The following is a 19,737-nucleotide window of genomic DNA, read 5'->3' on the forward strand; positions in this document are numbered from 1 at the left end:
GGCCCGTCAGCCGGCGTGCAGGCCGGCCGGTTCGCCGAGCCGCAGGGCCAGCAGGGCGACGTCGTCGGTGAAGCGGTCGCCCCGGTGGACGAGCAGCAGCTCGCACATCTCCTCCAGGGGCAGGTGGCGCAGCCGGGAGGCGGTGCGGACCAGGCTCTCCATGCCCCGGTCGAGGCCGTGCGCGGGGTCCTCGACGAGCCCGTCGGTGTAGAGCAGCAGCGTGGACCCGGCCGGGATGACCTGCTCGTGGTCGGGCCGGGGCAGGTCGGGGGTGACGCCGAGCGGGTGGCCGCCCTCGGCCCGCAGGTAGCGGGCGGGGCCGTCGACGGGGAGCAGCAGCGGGGGCAGGTGCCCGGCGGTGGCCCACCTCAGCCGCCAGTCGGTGCCGCCGTACTCCTCCAGGCGGGCCAGCAGCACCGTCGCCATCGGGCCGCCGTGCAGGGCGTGCAGGATCTCGTCGAGGCGGCGCAGGACGCGGGACGGCGGCTCGCAGTGCTCGTAGGCGAGCACTCTCAGCATGTTGCTGATCTGGCTCATGACGGTGGCCGCGTGCAGGTCGTGGCCCATCACGTCGCCGACCATCAGGCAGGGCACGCCGTCGGGCAGGACGATCGCGTCGTACCAGTCGCCGCCGATGCGCGGGACGGTGCTGGAGGGCAGGTAGCGGGCGCAGGCCCACAGGCCGTTCAGGTCGGGCAGCGACGGGAGCAGGCTGCGCTGGAACTCCTCGGTGTTGCGGCGGATGCGCTCGTAGAGGCGGGCGTTCTCGATGGCGACGCCGGCCGCGCTGGCCAGCGCGGCGACGATCCGCTCGTCGTCGCCGGTGAACGGCAGGCCCGACCGTTTGTCGGCGAAGTACAGGTTGCCGTACACGGTGCCGCGGACCAGGATCGGCGTGCCCAGCAGGGTGCGCATCACCGGATGGCCGGCAGGGTATTCGCGGAAGCCGGGGTGGGCGAGCACGTCGTCCACGCGCAGCGGCCTCGGCCGGGCCATCAGCTCCTGGAGCAGGCCGTGGCTGGTCGGCAGGCGGCCGATGGCCTCGTGCACGTCTTCGGAGACGCCGTAGGTGAACAGGTCGGCGAACTCGCCCTCGTCGTTGAGCACGCCGAGGGCGCCGTACTGGGCGTCCACCAGGTCGGCCGAGACCTCCACGATCGTGCGGAGGGCGGTGTTCAGCTCCAGCTCGGAACTGATCGCGAGGACCGCCTCCAGCAGGCGCGCCATCCGGCCGTGCAGATCCTCGATCTGCGTCAGGCTCGCCTGCAGCCGCCGGAGCTTCTCGGCGCCGAACGGCCCCAGGTCCCCGCCGTACGCGCCGCCCTCCGGCCGCTGTCCGCCCACCCCACCCCCCGAGATGCCCTCGCCCAGGTCATGCCCCCGGTCACCGGCATGACACCTGGTCACGGGCACTGCGGGAGACGACTCAACGCGCCTCGGCGGGCTGGGCGTCAGCCGCTCACGGTGGTGACGTTCGGTTGCGGGGCGCTGCGGATCTCGGCGTCGGTGAAGCGTTCCGTGACCCAGCCTCCCCGGGAGAACAGGGCGGTCTGGTCGGTGTGGTGGGGGGAGTTCGGGTTGGCGGACAGGGAGTAGGTCAGGACGGTGCGGGTGCGCGGCCCGTCCGGGGTGAGCTCGACGGCCATCATGAAGCTGGAGCCGGTGTTCACGTCGCCGTAGCGCCCGTCCTTGCCGAGCGGGCCGGAGTTGCGGACGCGGTCGAAGCAGCCCTCCCCCTCGGTGCAGCCGGGGATCGGGACCGACGCGTAGTGCTGGGCCTGGCCGGTGGTCAGGGTCAGGGGCAGGCGGTTGTCGCGGAAGAACAGCACGGCGTCGGCCAGGGCGCGCCGCACGCCGGGGTCGTCCCGCTTGAGGCCGCGCGGCGTGGTGAGGGGCTGAGCCGGGTCGAACGGCACCCGCCACCAGCTCTGCGGCGGCTCCCCGGGCTTGACCGGGGCCTGGAGCCCGTCGAAGAACCGCCGCCACAGCACGGCCCCCTCGCCGTCCAGGGTGGCGCGTCCGTCCCAGCGGGTCAGGGTCCGGCAGGCGTCCCGTACGTCGACCCGCTCCCCCGAGGAGGCCCGCAGCTCGCGATGCTCCCGGCACAACGCCTTCAGGTCCGGACGCATGAGCTCGAAGCCGTGATTGCGCTTGCTCCGCGCGGTGGCCTGGAGCGTCTCCAGGGTGAAGCCGGGTGCGCCGAGCCCGTCGGCGCCCTTGAGCCGCCGGTCGATCATGTCCAGGCTGACCCGGGGCCGCAGCTCCACGTCGGTCCGTACGGCGCCCCAGACCTGGTCGTAGCCGGTCAGCGGCGCGGCCGGGTTCGTCATCCACGGGCTGTTGTTGGAGTTGGCGACGTAGTCGGCGCGGGTCAGGCGGGGCTGGTTGCGGGGGCCGAAGATGCCCGGCACGACCGCGTCGGCGTCCTTGCCCCACAGGCACGCCGAGGTCGAGCCGTCCAGGACGAACGCGTCGATCGACGGGTCGGGCGACGGCTTGGCGCACCGGCGGGCCTGCGCGTCGGTGACGTGCGGGACGACGGAGGCGTCGGCGAAGGACGCCGTCCCCCCGACGTCCGTGGCCAGCGTGTAGACGAACGGCAGGCCCTGGTGGGCGTCCTGGGCGGCGCGCAGCCCGCGCAGGTCGCCGGCCTTGGCCATCGCCAGCCACTCGTCGGCCGCCCGCAGGTTGGCGGCGTTGACGTCGGCCAGCGCGTACGCGTACTCCTCGCCGCGCCCGGCGGCCAGCACCGGGCCGTAGCGGGAGGTGAACAGGGTGCGCGAGACGAGGGTGCCGTCCTGGAGCGGCACCACGACCTCCTGTCGGCCCATCGGCTCGGGCCGGCCGTCGACCAGGTAGGTGGTGGGGTCGCCCTGGGCCAGTTGGAGCCGGTAGAGGGTGAACCGCTGGGCGTGGGAGACGGTGTGGGTCCAGGCGACGGTCCTGTTGTGGCCGATCTGCACGACGGGGGTGCCGTACAGGCTGCCGCCGGCGACGTCGAGCACGCCGGGGATGGTGAGCTGCACCTGGTAGAAGCGGCGGACGCCGTTCCACGGGAAGTGCGGGTCGGCCAGCAGCATGCCGTGGCCGTCGCGGGTGGCCTCGCGGCCCAGCGCCCAGCCGTTGCTGCCGGGGGCGCGGCGCGGGCCGTCGTCCCCGTCGTCGCCGCCGACGATGGCCTCCTTGAGCGCCGAGCTGCCCGACATGCGGCCGAGGTCGAGGAGGTTGGCCCAGACGTCCTCGGCGGTGATCGGGCCGACCCACGACTTGCCGCGGCAGGTGGGGTCGGGCAGGTTGGCCACGCCGGTGTCGTCGAGGTAGCGGTTGTAGCCGGCCACGTACCCGTCGACCAGCTCGCGCAGCTCGGCGCTCGGCCCGATGGGAGCGGGCCGGGCCAGCAGCCGCCGGACGACGCCGGAGTCGGCGACGCTGCGGTGGTAGAGATCGCTGGTGAGGTTGGCGACCGGGCGCACCGGGTCGTCGGACCGGGCCTGCGGGCCGAAGTGGCGGGATCGTTCGCCGCGCAACGTCACCACCCACGAGGCCAGCACGCACAGGTTGTCCTGGGCGAAGGCGTACCCGTAGCCGAAGCCGAGGCCGCCGTGGTCCTTGGCGGACACGTGCGGGATGCCATACTCGGTGCGCCGGATCTCGGCCGAGTAGCGGCCGTCGGCGGCCACGGCCGGCGGGGCCGTGAGCAGGCCGGCGACCAGCGCGAGCACGATCGTCGCGCCGGGCTTTCGCAGCTTCATGTGGCTCCTATTCGAAACGCGCGTTGTCGGGCGAGGTCATGCGCCGCAGCAGCGGCAGGACGGTCGAGATCACCAGCAGGGAGGCGACCAGCCCGCCGCCGACGCCGGCGAAGTAGGCGGGCCCCGGCATCGCCAGGGAGGCCCCCTTCATGGCGAGGGCGTCGATGAACGGCGCCGCCACCCCGAACCCGGCCCCGGCCGCCACGACGGCCGCCAGGACGAGCGGCAACGCCGACTCCAGCAGCACGACCGCGCCCAGGGTGCGGCCGGGCGTGCCGGCCAGCCGCAGCAGCGTGAACGGCTGCCGGCGTTCCACCAGCCCGCCGCCGACCGCCACCAGCAGGCTGCAGCCGCCGGCGAGCAGGGTCAGCGCGACCATGGCCAGCGCGATGTTCTCGGCCTGCGTGTAGAGCGCCGCCCGGACCTGGGCGACCTCGTCGAACGTCATCGGCGGGCCGGCGCTCTGCCCGGCCAGCAGGGTGCGGATCTCCTCCAGGGTCGCCGGGTCGGCCATGGTGACCAGCACGGAGGACAGGTTGAGCCCGTCGGCGGAGACGGGTTCGCTGTCCGGCCCGGCGAGGGGGATCAGCTTGTCGATGGTGAGCGGGTTGTCGGCCTCCACCACCCGGTCGAACCGTCCGGCGACCGCCCGCGCGCCAGGCGGGCACTGCCCGAGCGCCGGGAAGCGGGCCAGGTCGGCGCACTCGACGACCGCCCGGGGCGGCGGCGGCCGCTCGGGGTCGATCACCCGGTTCTCCTCCTCCTTCGCGGCGTGGATCGGCAGCACGCCGACGCCCGGGTAGGCGCGCAGCCGGGCCACCAGCTCGGCCCCGGCCCGCGGCGACAATCCGCCGCCGCCGAGATCGCCGAGCGGGGCGCGCAGCACGCCGGACAGCGTGCCGCCGGCCACCGCCCGCTGGCCGTCCACCACGGCGGGCACGATCCCGGCGATCGCCGTCCCGATGAACACCGCGAGGACGAGCCCGCTCACCGACCTGAAGGCGGCCTTCGGGTCGGCGGCCAGCCGCCGGGCGGCCAGCAGCGTCGCCGCCCCGCCGGTCAGCCGGGCGGCCAGGCGGGCGGCCAGCATCGTCAGCCAGGGGCCGGCCAGGATCAGCCCGATCATGATCAGCGCCAGGCCCGCCGAGGCCGGACCGGCGTTCGGTTTGCGGTCGTCGGTCTGGAACATCGGCACCGCGAACAGCGCCAGCCCGGCCAGCAGCGGGATCGCCCGCCAGGCCCGCGGCGGCCGTGGGGCGCCCTTCCTGAGCGCGCCCAGCGGCGAGATCCGGACGCGGCGCAGCGACCACAGCGCGCTCGCCCCGGCCAGCAGCGGGACGCCGGCGAGCACGGCCGCGTACTGCCAGGCGGCCGGGGCCACCGTGTCGGGGAAGAACCGGGAGCCGGTGACGCGGACGGCGGCGACGGCCGGACGTACCAGGAGGAAGAGCAGGATCCCGGCGAGGGCGCCGGTCAGCGCGCCGAGCGCGGAGTCCACCGCGGCGAACAGGTTGACCTGCCGGGACGTGCCGCCCACCAGCCGAATCGCGGCGAAGCGGGCCTCGCGGCGGGCGGCGGCCAGCCGGGTGGCGGTGTTGACCAGCACCAGCAGCGGCAGCAGCAGCCCGACGGCCGCGATCGCGAACCCGAAGTGGTAGATGTCGGCGTCGCCGTCGACGGCGGGCTCGTCGGCCGTCGTGTCGACCTGCCGGGTGCCGAGCAGGGCGGCGACCTGCTCGGGCGTGCGGCCGATCACGATGGTCAGGTCCTCGGGGCCGGTGAGCGCGGCGCGGCCGATCGTCCCGGCCCTCGTGCCGGGGAAACGGTCGGCGAGCTGCGCGCGCGGCGCCGAGTCCAGCAGTTCGGCCAGCGCCGGGGAGACGTGGTACTGGCCGGGCGCGGGCATGCGGGACAGCCCGGGGACGACGGGAGCCCGGCCGCCGAGCGCGGCGGCGTCGAGCCGCCTGATCGGGCGTCCGGCGTAGTAGTCCTCGTGGTAGTTCCACAGGGCGCCGGTGGCGGTGGCGTCGAGGGCCCAGCCGCTGGGGGCGGTGCCGCGGGTGCACTCCCAGCAGGTGCGCTCGCCGGCCGTCTGGAAGGCGTTGAACAGGGAGAGCGTGGCCAGCAGCACCGCCACGCCGACCGCCACGCCGGCGACGATCAGCGCGAGCCGGGCGGCCGCCTCCCTGCCTCCGGCCAGCGACAGCCGCAGGCCGAGGGCGATCACCGTGCGACCTGACCGGCGAAGGGGTCGGTGAGCCGGCCGTCGCGGACGATGACCTCCCGGTCGGCGCAGGAGGCGACGCGGGCGTCGTGGGTCACCACGAGCACGGTCGTGCCCTCCTCGCGCGCCAGGCCGACCAGCAGTTCCATGACGTGCTCGCCGGTCAGCGAGTCGAGCGAGCCGGTCGGCTCGTCGGCGAACAGCACCCGCGGCCCGGTCACCAGCGCCCTGGCGATCGCCACCCGCTGCGCCTGCCCGCCGGACAGCTCGCCGATGCGCCGCCCGCCCAGCTCGGCCAGCTCCAGCCGCTCCAGCCAGCCCGCCGCCCGCCGGTACGCCTCCTTGCGCCCGGTACGCGCGAGCAGCAGCGGCAGGGCGACGTTGTCGGCGGCAGTGAGCTCCGGCACGAGCTGCCCGAACTGAAAGACGAAGCCGAACGCGGTGCGCCGCAGCCGGGTGCGCCGGTCGTCGCTCATGGTGTCCAGGCGGCTGCCGTCGAACCACACCTCGCCGCTGTCGGGGGTGAAGATCCCGGCCAGGCAGTGCAGCAGCGTCGACTTGCCCGAGCCGCTGGGGCCCATGACCGCCACGATCTCCCCGGCCGCCACCTCCAGACTCGCCTCCCGCAGCGCCGGGGTGCGGCCGAAGGAGCGGCTGACCCCGCGGGCCTCCAGGATCACGACGACCCCCGCACCAGCTCGGCCAGCGCGTCCAGCCGCGCCTGGGTGACGTCGATCCAGCGCAGGTCGGCTTCCAGGTGGAACATGCCGTGGTCGGCGAGCAGCGCGTCGGCCAGCGAGTCCCCCCGCTTGATCTGCGCGAACTCGCGCATGCGCCGCAGGTGGGTGGCGCGCTGGAGGTCGAGGTAGGCCGCCGCGTCGCGGCCCAGCATCAGCGCCAGCACGACCTTGGTGAACAGCACGGTCTGCAGGTACGGCTCGGCCGCGACCGGCTCGCTCAGCCACGCCTCGACCTCACGCGCGCCGACGGGGGTGATCGCGTAGCGCTTGCGCTCGGGGCCGTCGCCGGGCTCGCTCTCCCCGGCGGTGACCTTGCCGTCCCTGGCCAGCCGGCCGAGGGTTGAGTACACCTGGCCGAAGGGCAGTGACTTGCCGCGGCCGAAGTAGGTGTCGTAGTCGCGCTTCAGGTCGTAGCCGTGGCTCGGCTCCCGCTCAAGGAGGCCGAGCAGCGCAAGAGGGACGCTCATGCCCCCGCACTATATACCGAGGGTATATACGGGGGGCATAACCGCGTGGATTCGGCCGGCGTCCCTCAGGAGGTGGCGCTGGGTGACGGCGTCGGCTGGTGGTCGCCGTGCCGGGGGCCACCCATGCCGCCGTCCCTGTCGCCGCTCCTGTCGCCGTCCCTGTCGCTGTTCCTGTCGCCCCAGCGGTCGTCGCCGTGAGGGTGCCGGCCGCGGCCGTCGAGGGCGGTCACGTCGTGGACGGTGACGGCGGTGGCCGTGCCGCCGGTGACCTTGGCGCTGACCATGACCTTCTGGCCGGCCTTGATCGCGTCGATGCCCTGGTCGCGGTTGATCCGGGTGTCGGCGTTGACGGCGTACTGCTTGGTGTAGCCGTCCTCGCTCTTGACCGTGACGGAGTCCTGGCCGACGGCGGTGACCTCGCCGTACTGGGTGGCCACCGTCACGTACGCGCCCTGCCCGTCGGGGACGACGAACTCGCCGTGGACGGGCGGGCCGCCGAACCCGCGCCCCCAGCCGCGTCCCTTGTCGGACGGTGAGCCCGATGGAACGGCCGACGGGCTCGCGGCGGACGAGGGCGTCCCGGTGGGCGACGGCGCCGGCGAGAGCGCCGAGGCGGCGGCCACGCCGGCGCCGGTGGCCAGGACGACCGCGGTGGTCGCGGCGAGCAGTACGGAGCGCGGGAATCGGCGCCTGGGCGGTTCGTTCTCCAGGGTCTCCGCCTTGCCGAATCCGTCAGGCCCAGAGGTCATGATCTTTCCTCTCTATGGGAGACAACACCACAACCCTGCCCAGAACCACCTAAAACGGTCGTAAACGCCCATCGACCTGCGGCCCGCGCCCCCGCACGCGGGCCGCGGGTGCCGCTAGGACGCCGAGACGCGCACCAGGGCGCGGTCCCCGTCACGCAGGACGGCGATCCGGGTGCCGGTGTCCGGCACCTTCACGCCGAGCTGCGGCAGATCGGGGTGCCAGTAGACGCCACGGCGGTCGTCGAACACCGGCACGCCCGGACGCGCCGGGAACACGGCGGGCACGCCGGCCGAATGCAGCCGCAGCCGGTCCGTGCGCGCGTTGCCGAACGGCGCGTCGAACACCTGCAGCCGCGCCCCGGCCGCCGCCCCACTGGCCCAGCGCAGCGGCTCGGGCCGGGCGTCGACGGGCAGGATCATGCCCTCGCCGGGGTGGTCGCGGGTGGTGTTGTCGCCGTACCAGGCGTCCCAGAGCCAGATGAGCACGCCCTGCTGGTACGGGTAGTGCTCGACCCGCTGGCTGCCGGTCCACCCGAAGTTGTACGGCCCGGTCCGCAGGTAGGCGTTGTACCCGGTGTAGCGCCGGTTCTCGGCGAGGTAGGCCCGGGAGAAGCGCTGCACGCCCACCTCGCCGCTGCGGGCGAAGCCCACCGCCGTCCACTCGCCCTCGCCCTGCTCGACGTCGTCGGCGAACACGCCGGGCACCTGGACGTCGTCCAGCCGGAAGCCGGACTCGGAGGTGTTGGAGTCGGTCGAGTAGCGGAAGCGGAACCAGATCCTGCCGCCCGCGTACGGGCTCAGGTCGTAGGCGATCTCCCGCCAGTCCGAGCTTCCGGTGAGCGGCTGCCCGACCGGCGTCCAGGCCGCGCCGTCGCGGGAGACCTCGGCGTACAGGAAGTCGTAGCCCTGCTCGATCGCGTAGGCCGCGTGCGCCTTGAGCGTCGGTTCCGTGGCCCGGGAGAGGTCGATCTGCTGGGTGAGCGTCTGCTCAAGGTTGTCGCCCTTGCCGCTCCACCACTGCCACTCCCCCTGGTACGGCCTGCCCAGCGGAGTGCTGATCTCGCGCGCCGGCAGGTCCACCACGAGCGCCTGCGGATCGCGGGTGTTGTAGGAGCCGACGCCGAGGGTGTGCGTGGAGGGGGTGGCCGCGCGGGCCCGGTCGTAGGCCAGCCAGCCGAGCTGGAGCTTGCTCCAGGCGTCCAGGTCGCCGGCGTACTCGCCGAGCGGGCCGGTCCGCGAGCTCAGGTAGGAGCCGGACGACATCAGCGACCAGAAGTTGACCGAGTTGTCCCCGCCGCCCGCGTACAGGTCCGGCAGGCCGAGGTCGTGGCCGAACTCGTGGGCGGTCAGGCCGACGCCGCTGTTCTCGCCGACCGTCAGGTAGTCGCCGACCCAGATGCCGGTGTCGCCGATCTGGGTGCCGCCGTTGCGGTTGCCCTCGGGGCCGGCCTGGCCGCGCTCGGGCCAGTAGGCGAAGTAGCGGTGGGCCCAGACGGCATCCGCGCCCTGCGCGCCGCCGCCCCAGGTCTCGTCCACGCCGGCGTGCACGACCTGGTAGTGGTCCAGGTAGCCGTCGGGCTCGTCGAAGTCGCCGTCGTTGTCGTGGTCGTAGCGGTCCCAGACGTCGTACTTGGCCAGTTCGGCGCGGATCTGCTCCACCGTCCTGCCCTTGGCCTTCTCGGCCTCGTACCAGGCGTTGGCCGAGTCGCGTACCAGGTCCCAGTTGTTCCAGCAGATGCCGCCCTCCTCGGGGGCGCACCGGTCGCTGCCGTAGCGGGCCTCGTTGTACGGCACGCGTACCCAGTCGCTGACGTAGCCGTCGAGGTCGTAGCGGCCGGAGGACTGGAGGCGGTAGTAGTCGCGCAGGGAGTTGCCGCCGGTCGCGAAGTAGGACTTCGCGTAGGAGGCGCGGTCGAAGTCCGGGCGCCAGAGGGTGTGGTTGTCGTCGGTGCCGCGCGGGTCGGGGATGGCGTTGTGGCGGGGGCCCGGCTGGCCGCCGTACTTGATCTGGCCGTCGATCTTCGTCTCGTCGTCCACCTTGTCGCCGAACTCTGCCAAGACGACGAAGACCTGGTCCTTGCGCTCCTGGGCGAGCTCGACGTAGCGGTGGCCGACCTTGACCGAGCGGCCGGGCCGCGCCTTGGCCGCCGCCGCGTCCGGGGATAAGACGCCTTCGACGGCCTGCCTGCGCAGCGCCGCCTGCTCGCGTTGCTGCGGGCTGAGCGGGGAGATCTCCCTGCTCACCTTTTTCGCGGGCGGCGCCGCGGTCTCCGCCGCCGCGGCGGAGACGGAAGGGACGCCGAGCGCGGCGATCGCCAGGAGGGCGGCCGCCGCGGAGAGAGTGATTCGCATGGCATGTAACATGTCACACTTCAAGTCTCTCGTCTCTACCTCCGGCCGATCTTCCGGGACGCGGATCCCGTCACTCGACGATCAGGTTGACCGGGATGTTGCCGCGGGTGGCGTTGGAGTAGGGGCAGACCTGGTGGGTGGCCTCGACCAGCTCGCGGGCGACCTCGGGGGCGATCTCGTCGGGCAGCTCGACGCGGAGCGTGGCGTCCAGCTGGAAGCCGCCCGCGCCGTTGGGCGACAGGCCGATCTCCGCCGTGACGGAGGCATCGGAGACGTCGATCTGCTTCTGCCCGGCCACCAGCCGCATGGCCGAGGCGAAGCAGGCTGCATAGCCGGCGGCGAAGAGCTGCTCGGGGTTGGTGCCCTCGCCGTCGCCGCCCAGCTCCTTCTGCAGGGCCAGCTTGACGTCCAGCCTGCCGTCGGAGGAGACCGCGCGCCCGTCGCGGCCCGCCGAGGTGGCGATGGCGGTGTACATGCTCATGACCGGTTGCCCTTCGTTTCATTTAACTAGACAGACCTGTCTGTCTGGTTCGTTGAGCCTGAGACTAGACAGGTCTGTCTGGTAGCGTCAAGGGGTGAGCGCAGAGACGGCGAAGGAGCCCCGCCCGAGCCCGGCCCGCATCCGGATCCTGGAGACGGCGGCGCGGCTGTTCTACGCCGAGGGCGTGCACTCGGTGGGGATCGACCGGATCATCGCGGCGGCGGGCGTCGCGAAGGCGACCTTCTACCACCACTTTCCGAGCAAGGACGAGCTGGTCCGGGCGTACATCGCCGAGCAGGGCGCGGTGCAGCGGGCCATGGTGGACACGCTGCGCGCGGACTCACCCCGGCAGACGCTGGCGGCCGTCTTCGCGTTCATGTGCGAGTTCGGGTCCGGCTCCGGCTACCGCGGTTGCCCGTTCGTCAACACGGCGGCCGAGTACCCGGATCCGGCGCATCCCGTACGGCAGGCCATCGCCGAGCACCGGCGCTGGCACCGCGACCTGTACCGCGACCTGCTGGCCACCGACGGCCACGCCGACGCCGAACGCACCGCCGACATCCTCCTCCTGGTCAGGGACGGCCTGGTGGTGGGCTTCGACCTGGACGACCCGGCCACCGTCCGCGCCACCGTCCAGGAAACCCTGACCCGCGTCCTCACCCCCTGACCCACCCACCCCCGGAACGGCGACGCCCCTTCGCCTTCGACGACCCTCGACTTCCCCACCCTCCCGCACCTTGCGGGCCTCCCCCTCTTCGGCCCCCTTGGCGCCCTCCGCACCCTTCGCGCCCTTCGCGCCCTTCGCGCCCTTCGCGCCCTTCGCGCCTTCCACCCTCCACCCCTTCGCTCTTCGCGCCCGAGGCTGCTGAGCTGCGGTGATGGGTGGGGTGGGTGTGGGAGGTTTTGTGCTTTGTGGGTAGTTTGTCTGGTATTAGTGGGCAGCGCCGTTGCTCCCCTACCACCGCTTACGAGGCAGTCATGTCGTTGTCCCGAAATATCAGGAGAAGCTTGGCTGCGGCGGTGGCCGCGACCCTCGCTCTGCTCATCGCCTCCCCCGCGCCCCCGGCATCCGCCGCCACCCCCACCCGGCCGAACATCATCTTCTTCCTGGTGGACGACCTGTCCGCCGACCTGCTGCCCTACATGGACACGGTCCGCGGGCTCGCCGAGGGCGGCACCACGTTCACCGACTACTACGTGTCCGACTCGCTCTGCTGCCCCTCCCGCGCCTCGATGTTCACCGGCCAGTTCCCCCACAACACCGGCGTACGGACCAACCAGGGCTACGACCGCGGCGGCTACGAGGCGTTCGCCCGGCACGAGGGCCGCACCTACGCCGTCCCCCTCCACCAGGCCGGCTATCGCACGGGCTACCTGGGCAAATACATCAACGAGTACCCCGCCCGCCCCGGCTACCAGGTGCCGGACGGCTGGGACGAGTGGCACGTCTCCGCGGGCGGCGGCTACAACGAGTTCAGGTACCAGCTCACCCGCTACATCAAGGAGGAGTCGGGCGACCGGCGCCCGATCGCCCCCTCCAAGGGCGACTACCTGGTCGACGAGCTGGCCCAGCGGGCGACCAGCTTCATCGAGCGCTCCCGCGAGCACGCCCCCGGCCGGCCGTTCTTCCTCCAGGTCTCGCCCTTCTCCCCGCACAACCGGGTGGACGTCCGGCCCGGCGACACCGAGCCGCGTTTCCCGCCCGCCCCGCGCGACCGTCCGAAGGACCGCTTCCCGGACGGCGAGTTCCCGCACGGCGACTGCGGCGGCCCCGACTGCGCCGGCATCGACGTGACCACCCTGCCCTCCTACGACGAGGACACCGCCGACAAGCCGTCCTGGGTGCGCCGGGCCCCGATCGAGGCGAAGCGCGCCGAGGAGCTGCGCGAGGACTTCCGTGACCGGATCCGCATGGTCCAGTCGGTCGACGACATGGTGGGACGGGTGCTGTCCACGCTCACCGAGCCGGAGCGCCGCAACACCTACGTCGTGTTCGCCAGCGACAACGGCTTCCACCTCGGCCAGCACCGCCTGGTCCGCGGCAAGTCCACCGCCTACGACCACGACGTACGGGTCCCGCTGCTGGTCAGGCGGCCGGTCACCGGAGAGCGCGACCGGCTGGTGACCGGCGCCATCGCCCAGAACGTGGACCTGTTCGCGACCTTCCTCGACATGGCCGGCGTCGCCCCGGCGATCCGCGACAGCCGGGACGGCCGCAGCCTGCTCCCCCTCGTCCAGGGCCGGCAGGTCGCGGACTGGCGGCAGGCGGCGCTGGTCGAGCACGTCAAGCCCGACCCTCGGACGCCCGGCAGGCCCGACCCCGACGCCGACCGGCTGAGGCAGGGCAACGCGCAGCCGCCCACCTACAACGCCGTGCGGACCGCGGGAGAGCTGTACGTCGAGTACGAGAACGACCCGAAGCCGGAGTACTACAACACCGTCACCGACCCCCGCCAGGAGTCCAACGACCCCGGCAACGCCCGGACGGTGTCCCTGGCCGGGGTGCTGCGCGGGCTGACGACGTGCGGCAGACCCGGCGCGCCCGACTGCTGGACGGCCGCGCACCTGCACTGACTCGTACGGCAGAAGCCGAGTCGTACGGCAGAAGTTGACCTCCTTCGGTCCGGCGGTTGACGCCCCGGCCGCCGGTCCCCCCGTACATTGGGGCGGTCGGGAGCCCGAACCGAAGGAGAGAGATGCGGTTCACGTCCGCCCTTGCCGGATTACTGATGGTCGCAGGCACGTTCGCAGGCACGGGAGCGGCGCAGGCGGCCACCGGGACGACCACTGAGACGACGGGGTGCGCGGCCGTGCTGCCCCGCCCCGACGGTCATGGCATCACCTGCGTCGACGTACGTCGTCGCCCGCAGAGCGACGGCTCGGAGCTGCGGGACGTCACGATGACCTCGACGGCGATCTTCCAGGCGTCCGGCGGCGCCCCCGTCATCGACCCGCTGACGCGCCCGATCACCGTCCGCGTCTACCTGCCGAAGGACTACGACCCCTCGCGGGCCACCCCCTACCGGGCGCTCTACCTGCTCAACGGCGGCGGCGACAACTACGACTCGTGGACCGTCAAGGCCGACCTCGTCTCCCTCGTCCGCACCGCGGGCTCCTTCGACGGCATCGTGGTGATGCCGACCGGCGGGATGACCGGCTGGTACGCGGACTGGGCCGGCCGTACGGACGGATATTTCGCACCGAAGTGGGAGACGTACCACATCGACCAGCTCATCCCGTGGATCGACAGCAACTTCAACACCGTCGCCGACCGGTCAGGACGCGGTCTGGCGGGCCTGTCCATGGGCGGCTACGGCACCCTGCGGTACGCGGCCGCGCACCCCGGCGTCTTCTCGGTGATCGGCGCGTTCTCGCCCGGCATCGACCTGCGCGCCAGGCCCGCCCAGCGCACGATCTCCGACTCCATGTGGCAGTCGGGCGCGGCGATCGAGCTGACCGACCTGGGCGAGTTCCGCGTCAACAAGTACGACAGCGGCAGCCCGCTGCCCGTCCTCGACCAGGAGGTGCAGCGCCGCTACCGCCTGGACACCCTGTTCGGCCCGCACACCACCACGGTCTTCCACGGCCGCACGGTCGACGACTGGCCCGCCGCCAACCCCGCCGACCTGGTCACCCAGGGCAGGTACGCCCCCTATGACGGACGGCTGGCCCTGTACGCCGGCGGCTGCGCGAGCCTCCCGAACGTCCCGGACGGCGCCGAGCCCGCCCCCGCCGCGTGCGGCTACGACACCAGGGCGAGCGACGACGCCGCGAGCGTCAGCGAGCCGATCCTCGGCGCGTACGCGAGCGAGTTCGACGCCACGCTGACCGGCCTCGGCGTCGGCCACCGCTACTGCTACAGCAGGGGCGGCCACGACTGGAACGCCTGGTCGGCCTACCTGGTCGACTTCCTCCGGTACGCCTACGGCACCGCCCCCGCCCGCTGCCCCGCACTCTGACGCCTCAGCCCGCTTCCAAGTCGGCCACAAGTACCGGCCGGTAGTCCTGGACCGGTGACGAACCATCTTCCGACCCGCGTCCTGACCGCCCTGGGCGCCGCCGTCCTCACGCTGACCGCGCTGAGCACGGCGGCCGCCGCCGACACCGCCGCCGACACCGCCGCCGACCCGGCGAGCTGGAGGTGGGGCGCCCTGCACTCGGCCGACGGCCTGGCGACCGCCCGGGGCAAGGTCGTGGCCGGCCAGTCGGGGCTGGCCGTGACCGGCACCCTCGACGACGACCGCGGCAAGGGCTGCTCGTGGCTCCTGATCAGGTACCAGAGCGCGAGCAACGGCCGCTGGCGCACGCACGGCGTCTACAACTGCCTGCCGGGCACCGGCTCCTTCCGCAAGAACGTCGGCGGCGCGCTGCAGATCCGGGCGCAGGTGTGCCGCGGCAACGGCGCGCGGCCCGTCGGCCGGTGCTCGCGGTGGCGGACGATCTACACCCAGGGCGGCTGACGCCCGTCCCGCCGGCCCCGGGCGTCAATCGGCGCGCTTCTTGCTGGCGATGATGTAGAGCACCAGCTCGCCGCAGGCGCGGCAGACCGTCCTGTCGCCGTCGGCGCCCAGGTGGGCGGGCACGGCCCGCGCGCCGCAGAACGCGCACGGCCGCTCCACCGGCTCCCGCTCGCCCCGCACCGCCCCGGCCGTCGCCAGCAGCGCGCATCCCAGGCAGATCGAGACCGACTTGCCGACGACGAGATCGGCGGGGTCGGGCGCCGAGCCGCAGAAACCGCACTGGAACACCGCCGTCACCCCGATCCAGTCGCTCGGGCGCGCGTGCTCGCCGGACAACACCATCCGCAGGACGCGCAGGCAGCGGCCGGCGACCTCGTCCGTGACGCCCGCCCGTTCGAGTTCGGCCCGGAGCTCCGCCCGCGCGCCGGGCTCCTCGGGCGGGAGCGCCTTCAGCAGGCCGAGCAGCGCCTCGTCGAGCGCGCGCAGGGCGTCCGCGGCGGAGGCGACGAGATCGCTCATGCCGCGCCGCCGATGAGCGGCGGGCCCGGAATGCCACGCGCTTCCTCGTACGCCCACTCGGCGCGGCTGGGCCATTTGCACTCGGGGCTTATGCGTAATATCGCGATCCGCATCCGCCGCGCGTTATCACCGGCCGCGCCGGAAACGCTTCCCGGCGATGACCGTTCTAGAATTCTGCACCACCCCGAGTCAATGGACCGGGCCTCCGGACCGAAGGGCATGAATTCATGCGCCCGGAAATCGGCGGCGAACTCGGGCCGGCCGGCGCGCAGGAGCGCCGTGGCGCCGGGCGCGGGCTTCATCTGCTCAGCCCCTGCCACCACCCGCCAAGAACCCGCAGCTCACGGCCGTGTACCGGCGCTCGGCGGGCACGCCGGCGGGCGCCCCGGGGTGTCGAGTATTCGCATCCTTAAGCAGGGTCACGCATTCCCTCATTTCCGGCGGAGGCGCGGGCGCCCCTTTCGCGGCCATCATCGCCCCGGCCCAATAAAGCGTCAACGGGCGACGGCCCTACATTTTCCCTATATTGCGGCGTGGCGCCGTCTTGCGCGCCCCGGGTTGTCCCGGCACGCTGGCAGACGTGGCGGATAACCGTACTGGAAAGGGCCGCGCGCGAGCGGCGCGCAGATGGTCGGCCGCGCCGCGCAGCCAAATGTTCAGCCTTCCGGAAATCCTCGCCAAGCTCGCCGACCCCGACCGCGAGACGCCCGGCGATCCGGAGCTGCGTGACTTGTTCGACCGCGACCAGGACGACCGGCGCGACGGCGTGCCCGGCGACGGCGGCGAGCGCGGCCTGGCCCGGCGGGCGCGCTGCATGGAGAAGTTCGCGGCCGGAGAGGTGCGCTCGCCGGGCGACTACTACCATCTGGCCGCGGTGATGCAGCACGGCGGGCTGGCCGAGCACTACCACCTGGCCTTCGAGCTGGCGCGGCGGGCGGCCGACGCCGGTTGCCGGCCCGCCCGCAGGCTGGCGGCCTCGGCCCTCGACCGGTGGCTGCTGCAGATGGGCCTGCCCCAGCGGTACGGCACCCAGTACGTCGACATCGGCGGCCGCTGGTCCCTCTACCGCGTCGACCCCGTCACCACGGACGCCGAGCGCACGGTCTGGGACGTCCCGCCCCTGGCCGAGGCGCTGGCCCGGGCCGAGGAGATGAACCAGGCCGACGGCCTGGGCTGACGCCCGCGCCGGAACGCCGGACGGGCCGCCGGCGGCGTCTCCCGTCGGAAACCGGACCCGACCTTTGCCACGGGTTTTCCCGGAATTCCCAGGTCGCGGCGGGCCGGCGGGCGAACCTGACCATGACATGTTCCCGTCCCGGTCGAAACAGGCAGGTTCCCATGGTCAGACGGGCTCTCGGGGCGCCGGTCCCGCTCGCTCTCTCGCTGGTCGCCGTTCTCGCGGTCGCGCCGCCGGCCCAGGCGGTGACGCTGGAGGAGAAGCTCGCCGCGCTCTCGGAGTTGACGCAACCCACCACGTCCAGCGCCGCGGCCTGGCGGGACGCCTGGGCCGACCGGGGTTCATGGTCCGACTTCGACTTCGACTGGTCGAGCGACGGCTGCACGAGCAGCCCCGACCAGCCGCTCGGCTTCGACTTCTCGATCCCGTGCCGGCGGCACGACTTCGGCTACCGGAACTACCAGGCCGTCGGCGACTTCCCGGCGAACAAGGAGCGCATCGACAAGGCGTTCTTCTTCGACCTCAAGCAGGTGTGCACCCAGTACTCGATCTTCCGTCAGCCGAGCTGCAACGCGCTGGCCAAGCTGTACTACCAGGCGGTCCGCCACTACGGCGCCCCTCGCGGCACCGGCGGGGAGATCGTGCGCGTACCGGACAGGGACGCTCTAAGACAGCAGGGCGCCGCTGAGTCCGCAGACGGCGGTGACAAGATGTTCGCCCAGAGCCCGCCAGGATTCTTCGACTGAACCGGCGGCGGCGTGGCCGGCCGCCAGGTCGGCCTCCAGCTCTGCGCTCATGTGCACGACGAGCAGCCGGATCATCGCCGCCTGCCGCTCGGACAGCTCGTGCTCCCGGTCGCGCATCGACGGCGGGCGCAGCAGCTCCAGCCGGCGGAACGAGGGCGTGCTCAACGTCGCCCGCGCCGCGTACTCGCGCAGGGACGGCTCCACGACGGCCTGGGCGAGGAACCGCCCGTACCAGGACGGGGTGCCCAGCTCGATGTGGTGCTCGATGCTCGGCGCGATCGCGCACGTGATCCAGTCGCGCAGCGACACCTCGCCCGAGGTCTCCAGCGCGGCCACCATCGGCAGGCGGTGCCGGTCGACGGCGGCCGCGTGACGGGACAGGATCGCGTGGATCAGCTCGTCACGGGTGCTGAAGTGGTATTGGACGGCGGACTTGTTCCGCTGGCCCGCGGCCTCGCGGATCATCCTGATCGACACGTGCGCGAAGCCGTGCTCGGCGTAGAGCCGCTCCGCGGTCTGCATGATCCTGTCCTTGGCCCGGATCGAGCGGGGAGACGGCGCGGCGACCGCCGTACTGACGTCCATGACCAGTCCTCGATCTTGTTTCCACCACCGTCCCCGAACGCTATCCCATGCCGCCGGCTGAGGTCAGCGGGTCACCAGGTGACCCACACGTCCTGGAGGCCGCCGGACAGGCCGCCCGTGCGCAGCCGCAGCTCGCGGGGGTCGTCGCGGAGCCGCAGGCCGGGCAGCCGCCGCGCCAGCAGGCCCAGGACGACCTGCAGCTCCACCCTGGCCAGCGGCTGGCCGAGGCAGTAGTGCCGGCCGGCGCCGAAGGTGAGGTGCTGGCCGCTGTTCTCCCGGCGCGGGTCGAACCGGTCGGGGTCGGCGAACTTGGCCGGGTCGCGGTTGGCCGCCGGGATGTTGGGGATCAGCGTGCTGCCGGCGGGCACGGTGATCTCGCTCAGCTCGACGTCCTCGGTGATGAAGCGGGGCACGCCGCCGATGGCCGACAACGTGCTGTCCAGCCGCAGGACCTCCTCCACGGTGCCCGGGATCAGGTCGGGGTCGTCGATCACGGCCTCGTAGCGCTGGCGGTCGGACAGCAGCATCGCCGTCATGATGGCGATCATGTTGGACGTGGTCTCGTGGCCGGCCAGCAGCAGCCCGCGCACGGTGGCGATGAGCTCGTCCTGGCTGAGCCTGCCGTCCTCGGCGTCGGTGATCTGGGTCAGCTCGCTGAGCAGGTCGTCGCCGGGGTCGGCGCGGTTGCGGTCGATCAGGTCCGACACGTACGCGTTGAACTCCCGGTAGGCCGTGTCGACCTCTTCCTGCGTGTTGCGCGTCAGGGTCAGCATCGTGCGCGACCAGTGCGCGAACTTGTCCTGGTCCGAGCTCGGCGCGCCGACCAGCGCGCAGATGACCCGTACCGGCAGGGGCAGGGCCAGGCCGGACGACAGGTTGCCCGGGGAGCCCTTGGCCAGCATGGAGTCGAGGAGGTCCTCGGCCATGGCCTGGACGCGGGGGCGCCAGACCTCCATCTTGCGGGCCGTGAACCAGCGGCTCAGCAGGCGTCGCCACCGCATGTGGCCCTCGCCCTCGCCGATGTCGCCGGCGCCGTCCTTGCGGCGGTTGAACAGGCCGCCGTCCTCGGTGGTGGACAGCCGGGCGGCGCCCTCGCGGGCGAGGTTGCGGCTGAAGCGGGGGTCGGCCATGACGGCGCGGGCGTCGTCGTACCTGGTCACCAGCGCCGCCACGTCGCCGCTGGGCAGGCGCACGTGGGCCACGGGGCATTTCTCCCGCAGGTCGGCGAGTTGTGGCGGTGGTTCCAGCGCCGTGGGGCGGTCGAAGGGGAAATCGGGGATCGCGTCAGCGGTCATGCGTCCTCCAGCTTGAAAGCCCGACACTTCGGAATATAAGGCGATCGACTTATTTGAGGCAATCGTCTTGACTGGATGGATTACTTCGAGTGCGAGAAATCTACCGAGGCCTTGCCTCCCCTTGGGGACCCGCGCGGGCGCCGAGCTGGCATGCATCGAATTACCCCGATACGTCGATGGCTCACTATGC

General features: G+C 72.7%; 18 protein-coding genes. 6 read left to right on the top strand and 12 right to left on the bottom strand.

Annotated elements, in window-relative coordinates; translation table 11 throughout:
* Positions 1–6: 6 nt before the first annotated feature.
* From AB0C33_RS34385 to AB0C33_RS34420, 8 genes are all read right to left on the bottom strand, one after another.
* Positions 7–1,344, bottom strand: coding sequence for a GAF domain-containing SpoIIE family protein phosphatase (locus AB0C33_RS34385; protein ID WP_358294946.1), 1,338 nt, complete (start codon positions 1,342–1,344; stop codon positions 7–9).
* Positions 1,345–1,451: 107 nt separating this feature from the next.
* The gene (locus AB0C33_RS34390; RefSeq protein ID WP_358294948.1) at positions 1,452–3,752 is read right to left on the bottom strand and encodes a penicillin acylase family protein; all 2,301 of its coding nucleotides are present in this window, start codon (positions 3,750–3,752) and stop codon (positions 1,452–1,454) included.
* Positions 3,753–3,759: 7 nt separating this feature from the next.
* A complete protein-coding gene (locus tag AB0C33_RS34395) occupies positions 3,760–5,979 on the bottom strand; it encodes an FtsX-like permease family protein (RefSeq protein WP_358294950.1) in 2,220 nt (739 codons plus the stop codon).
* Positions 5,976–6,656 carry an ABC transporter ATP-binding protein gene (locus tag AB0C33_RS34400; protein WP_358294952.1) on the bottom strand — a complete coding sequence of 227 codons (681 nt, stop codon included), beginning with the start codon at positions 6,654–6,656 and terminating at the stop codon, positions 5,976–5,978. The genes AB0C33_RS34395 and AB0C33_RS34400 overlap by 4 nt, the downstream gene beginning before the upstream one ends.
* Positions 6,653–7,183 carry a PadR family transcriptional regulator gene (locus tag AB0C33_RS34405; RefSeq protein WP_352328448.1) on the bottom strand — a complete coding sequence of 177 codons (531 nt, stop codon included), beginning with the start codon at positions 7,181–7,183 and terminating at the stop codon, positions 6,653–6,655. The genes AB0C33_RS34400 and AB0C33_RS34405 overlap by 4 nt, the downstream gene beginning before the upstream one ends.
* Before the next feature lie 65 nt (positions 7,184–7,248).
* Positions 7,249–7,932 carry a hypothetical protein gene (locus AB0C33_RS34410; protein WP_358294954.1) on the bottom strand — a complete coding sequence of 228 codons (684 nt, stop codon included), beginning with the start codon at positions 7,930–7,932 and terminating at the stop codon, positions 7,249–7,251.
* Between the two features lie 114 nt (positions 7,933–8,046).
* Positions 8,047–10,284 (bottom strand): immune inhibitor A domain-containing protein, encoded by a 2,238-nt coding sequence (locus AB0C33_RS34415; protein WP_358294956.1) that lies wholly within the window; start codon positions 10,282–10,284, stop codon positions 8,047–8,049.
* A 70-nt stretch (positions 10,285–10,354) separates the two neighbouring features.
* Entirely contained in the window at positions 10,355–10,765 is a 411-nt protein-coding gene (locus AB0C33_RS34420) for an organic hydroperoxide resistance protein (RefSeq protein ID WP_358294958.1), read from the bottom strand.
* Between the two features lie 94 nt (positions 10,766–10,859).
* On the opposite strand from AB0C33_RS34420, the gene AB0C33_RS34425 reads away from it, so the two are divergent.
* The 4 genes from AB0C33_RS34425 to AB0C33_RS34440 all read left to right on the top strand — a co-directional run bounded on the left by AB0C33_RS34425 (position 10,860) and on the right by AB0C33_RS34440 (position 15,225).
* Positions 10,860–11,432 (top strand): TetR/AcrR family transcriptional regulator, encoded by a 573-nt coding sequence (locus tag AB0C33_RS34425; RefSeq protein WP_358294960.1) that lies wholly within the window; start codon positions 10,860–10,862, stop codon positions 11,430–11,432.
* 341 nt (positions 11,433–11,773) lie between these two features.
* The gene (locus AB0C33_RS34430) at positions 11,774–13,339 is read left to right on the top strand and encodes a sulfatase (protein WP_358294962.1); all 1,566 of its coding nucleotides are present in this window, start codon (positions 11,774–11,776) and stop codon (positions 13,337–13,339) included.
* A 122-nt stretch (positions 13,340–13,461) separates the two neighbouring features.
* Entirely contained in the window at positions 13,462–14,724 is a 1,263-nt protein-coding gene (locus AB0C33_RS34435) for an alpha/beta hydrolase-fold protein (protein WP_358294964.1), read from the top strand.
* 54 nt (positions 14,725–14,778) lie between these two features.
* Positions 14,779–15,225 (top strand): hypothetical protein, encoded by a 447-nt coding sequence (locus AB0C33_RS34440; RefSeq protein WP_358294966.1) that lies wholly within the window; start codon positions 14,779–14,781, stop codon positions 15,223–15,225.
* A gap of 24 nt (positions 15,226–15,249) precedes the next feature.
* Here the strand turns inward: AB0C33_RS34440 and AB0C33_RS34445 are convergent, their stop codons facing one another.
* Together AB0C33_RS34445 and AB0C33_RS34450 are read right to left on the bottom strand one after the other, a co-directional pair.
* On the bottom strand, positions 15,250–15,744 hold the full coding sequence (locus AB0C33_RS34445) for a hypothetical protein (protein WP_358294968.1): 495 nt from the start codon (positions 15,742–15,744) through the stop codon (positions 15,250–15,252).
* On the bottom strand, positions 15,741–16,046 hold the full coding sequence (locus AB0C33_RS34450) for a hypothetical protein (protein WP_358294970.1): 306 nt from the start codon (positions 16,044–16,046) through the stop codon (positions 15,741–15,743). Before AB0C33_RS34450 ends, AB0C33_RS34445 begins: the two co-directional genes overlap by 4 nt.
* Before the next feature lie 350 nt (positions 16,047–16,396).
* Between AB0C33_RS34450 and AB0C33_RS34455 the strand changes: the two genes are divergently transcribed.
* Together AB0C33_RS34455 and AB0C33_RS34460 are read left to right on the top strand one after the other, a co-directional pair.
* The gene (locus tag AB0C33_RS34455) at positions 16,397–16,921 is read left to right on the top strand and encodes a hypothetical protein (protein ID WP_358294972.1); all 525 of its coding nucleotides are present in this window, start codon (positions 16,397–16,399) and stop codon (positions 16,919–16,921) included.
* Positions 16,922–17,082: 161 nt separating this feature from the next.
* Positions 17,083–17,667: a phospholipase gene (locus AB0C33_RS34460; protein ID WP_358294974.1), complete on the top strand. Its 585-nt coding sequence runs from the start codon at positions 17,083–17,085 to the stop codon at positions 17,665–17,667.
* On the opposite strand, the gene AB0C33_RS34465 is transcribed toward AB0C33_RS34460, so the two are convergent.
* Together AB0C33_RS34465 and AB0C33_RS34470 are read right to left on the bottom strand one after the other, a co-directional pair.
* Positions 17,587–18,252, bottom strand: a complete 666-nt coding sequence (locus tag AB0C33_RS34465; protein ID WP_358294976.1) for a helix-turn-helix domain-containing protein — start codon at positions 18,250–18,252, stop codon at positions 17,587–17,589. The genes AB0C33_RS34460 and AB0C33_RS34465 overlap by 81 nt on opposite strands.
* Positions 18,253–18,323: 71 nt before the next feature.
* Positions 18,324–19,547 (bottom strand): cytochrome P450, encoded by a 1,224-nt coding sequence (locus AB0C33_RS34470; RefSeq protein WP_358294978.1) that lies wholly within the window; start codon positions 19,545–19,547, stop codon positions 18,324–18,326.
* Between the last annotated feature and the right edge of the window lie 190 nt (positions 19,548–19,737).

This window comes from Nonomuraea sp. NPDC048881 (assembly GCF_040649795.1).
GTDB lineage: Bacteria > Actinomycetota > Actinomycetes > Streptosporangiales > Streptosporangiaceae > Nonomuraea.

What these genes read in the sequence shown, in the direction of transcription:
- AB0C33_RS34390 (WP_358294948.1), bottom strand. Translation starts at nt 3,752, where the DNA reads ATGAAGCTGCGAAAGCCCGGCGCGACGATCGTGCTCGCGCTGGTCGCC.
- AB0C33_RS34405 (WP_352328448.1), bottom strand. Translation starts at nt 7,183, where the DNA reads ATGAGCGTCCCTCTTGCGCTGCTCGGCCTCCTTGAGCGGGAGCCGAGC.
- AB0C33_RS34410 (WP_358294954.1), bottom strand. Translation starts at nt 7,932, where the DNA reads ATGACCTCTGGGCCTGACGGATTCGGCAAGGCGGAGACCCTGGAGAAC.
- AB0C33_RS34415 (WP_358294956.1), bottom strand. Translation starts at nt 10,284, where the DNA reads ATGCGAATCACTCTCTCCGCGGCGGCCGCCCTCCTGGCGATCGCCGCG.
- AB0C33_RS34420 (WP_358294958.1), bottom strand. Translation starts at nt 10,765, where the DNA reads ATGAGCATGTACACCGCCATCGCCACCTCGGCGGGCCGCGACGGGCGC.
- AB0C33_RS34435 (WP_358294964.1), top strand. Translation starts at nt 13,462, where the DNA reads ATGCGGTTCACGTCCGCCCTTGCCGGATTACTGATGGTCGCAGGCACG.
- AB0C33_RS34445 (WP_358294968.1), bottom strand. Translation starts at nt 15,744, where the DNA reads ATGAGCGATCTCGTCGCCTCCGCCGCGGACGCCCTGCGCGCGCTCGAC.
- AB0C33_RS34450 (WP_358294970.1), bottom strand. Translation starts at nt 16,046, where the DNA reads ATGAAGCCCGCGCCCGGCGCCACGGCGCTCCTGCGCGCCGGCCGGCCC.
- AB0C33_RS34455 (WP_358294972.1), top strand. Translation starts at nt 16,397, where the DNA reads ATGTTCAGCCTTCCGGAAATCCTCGCCAAGCTCGCCGACCCCGACCGC.
- AB0C33_RS34460 (WP_358294974.1), top strand. Translation starts at nt 17,083, where the DNA reads ATGGTCAGACGGGCTCTCGGGGCGCCGGTCCCGCTCGCTCTCTCGCTG.
- AB0C33_RS34465 (WP_358294976.1), bottom strand. Translation starts at nt 18,252, where the DNA reads ATGGACGTCAGTACGGCGGTCGCCGCGCCGTCTCCCCGCTCGATCCGG.
- AB0C33_RS34470 (WP_358294978.1), bottom strand. Translation starts at nt 19,547, where the DNA reads ATGACCGCTGACGCGATCCCCGATTTCCCCTTCGACCGCCCCACGGCG.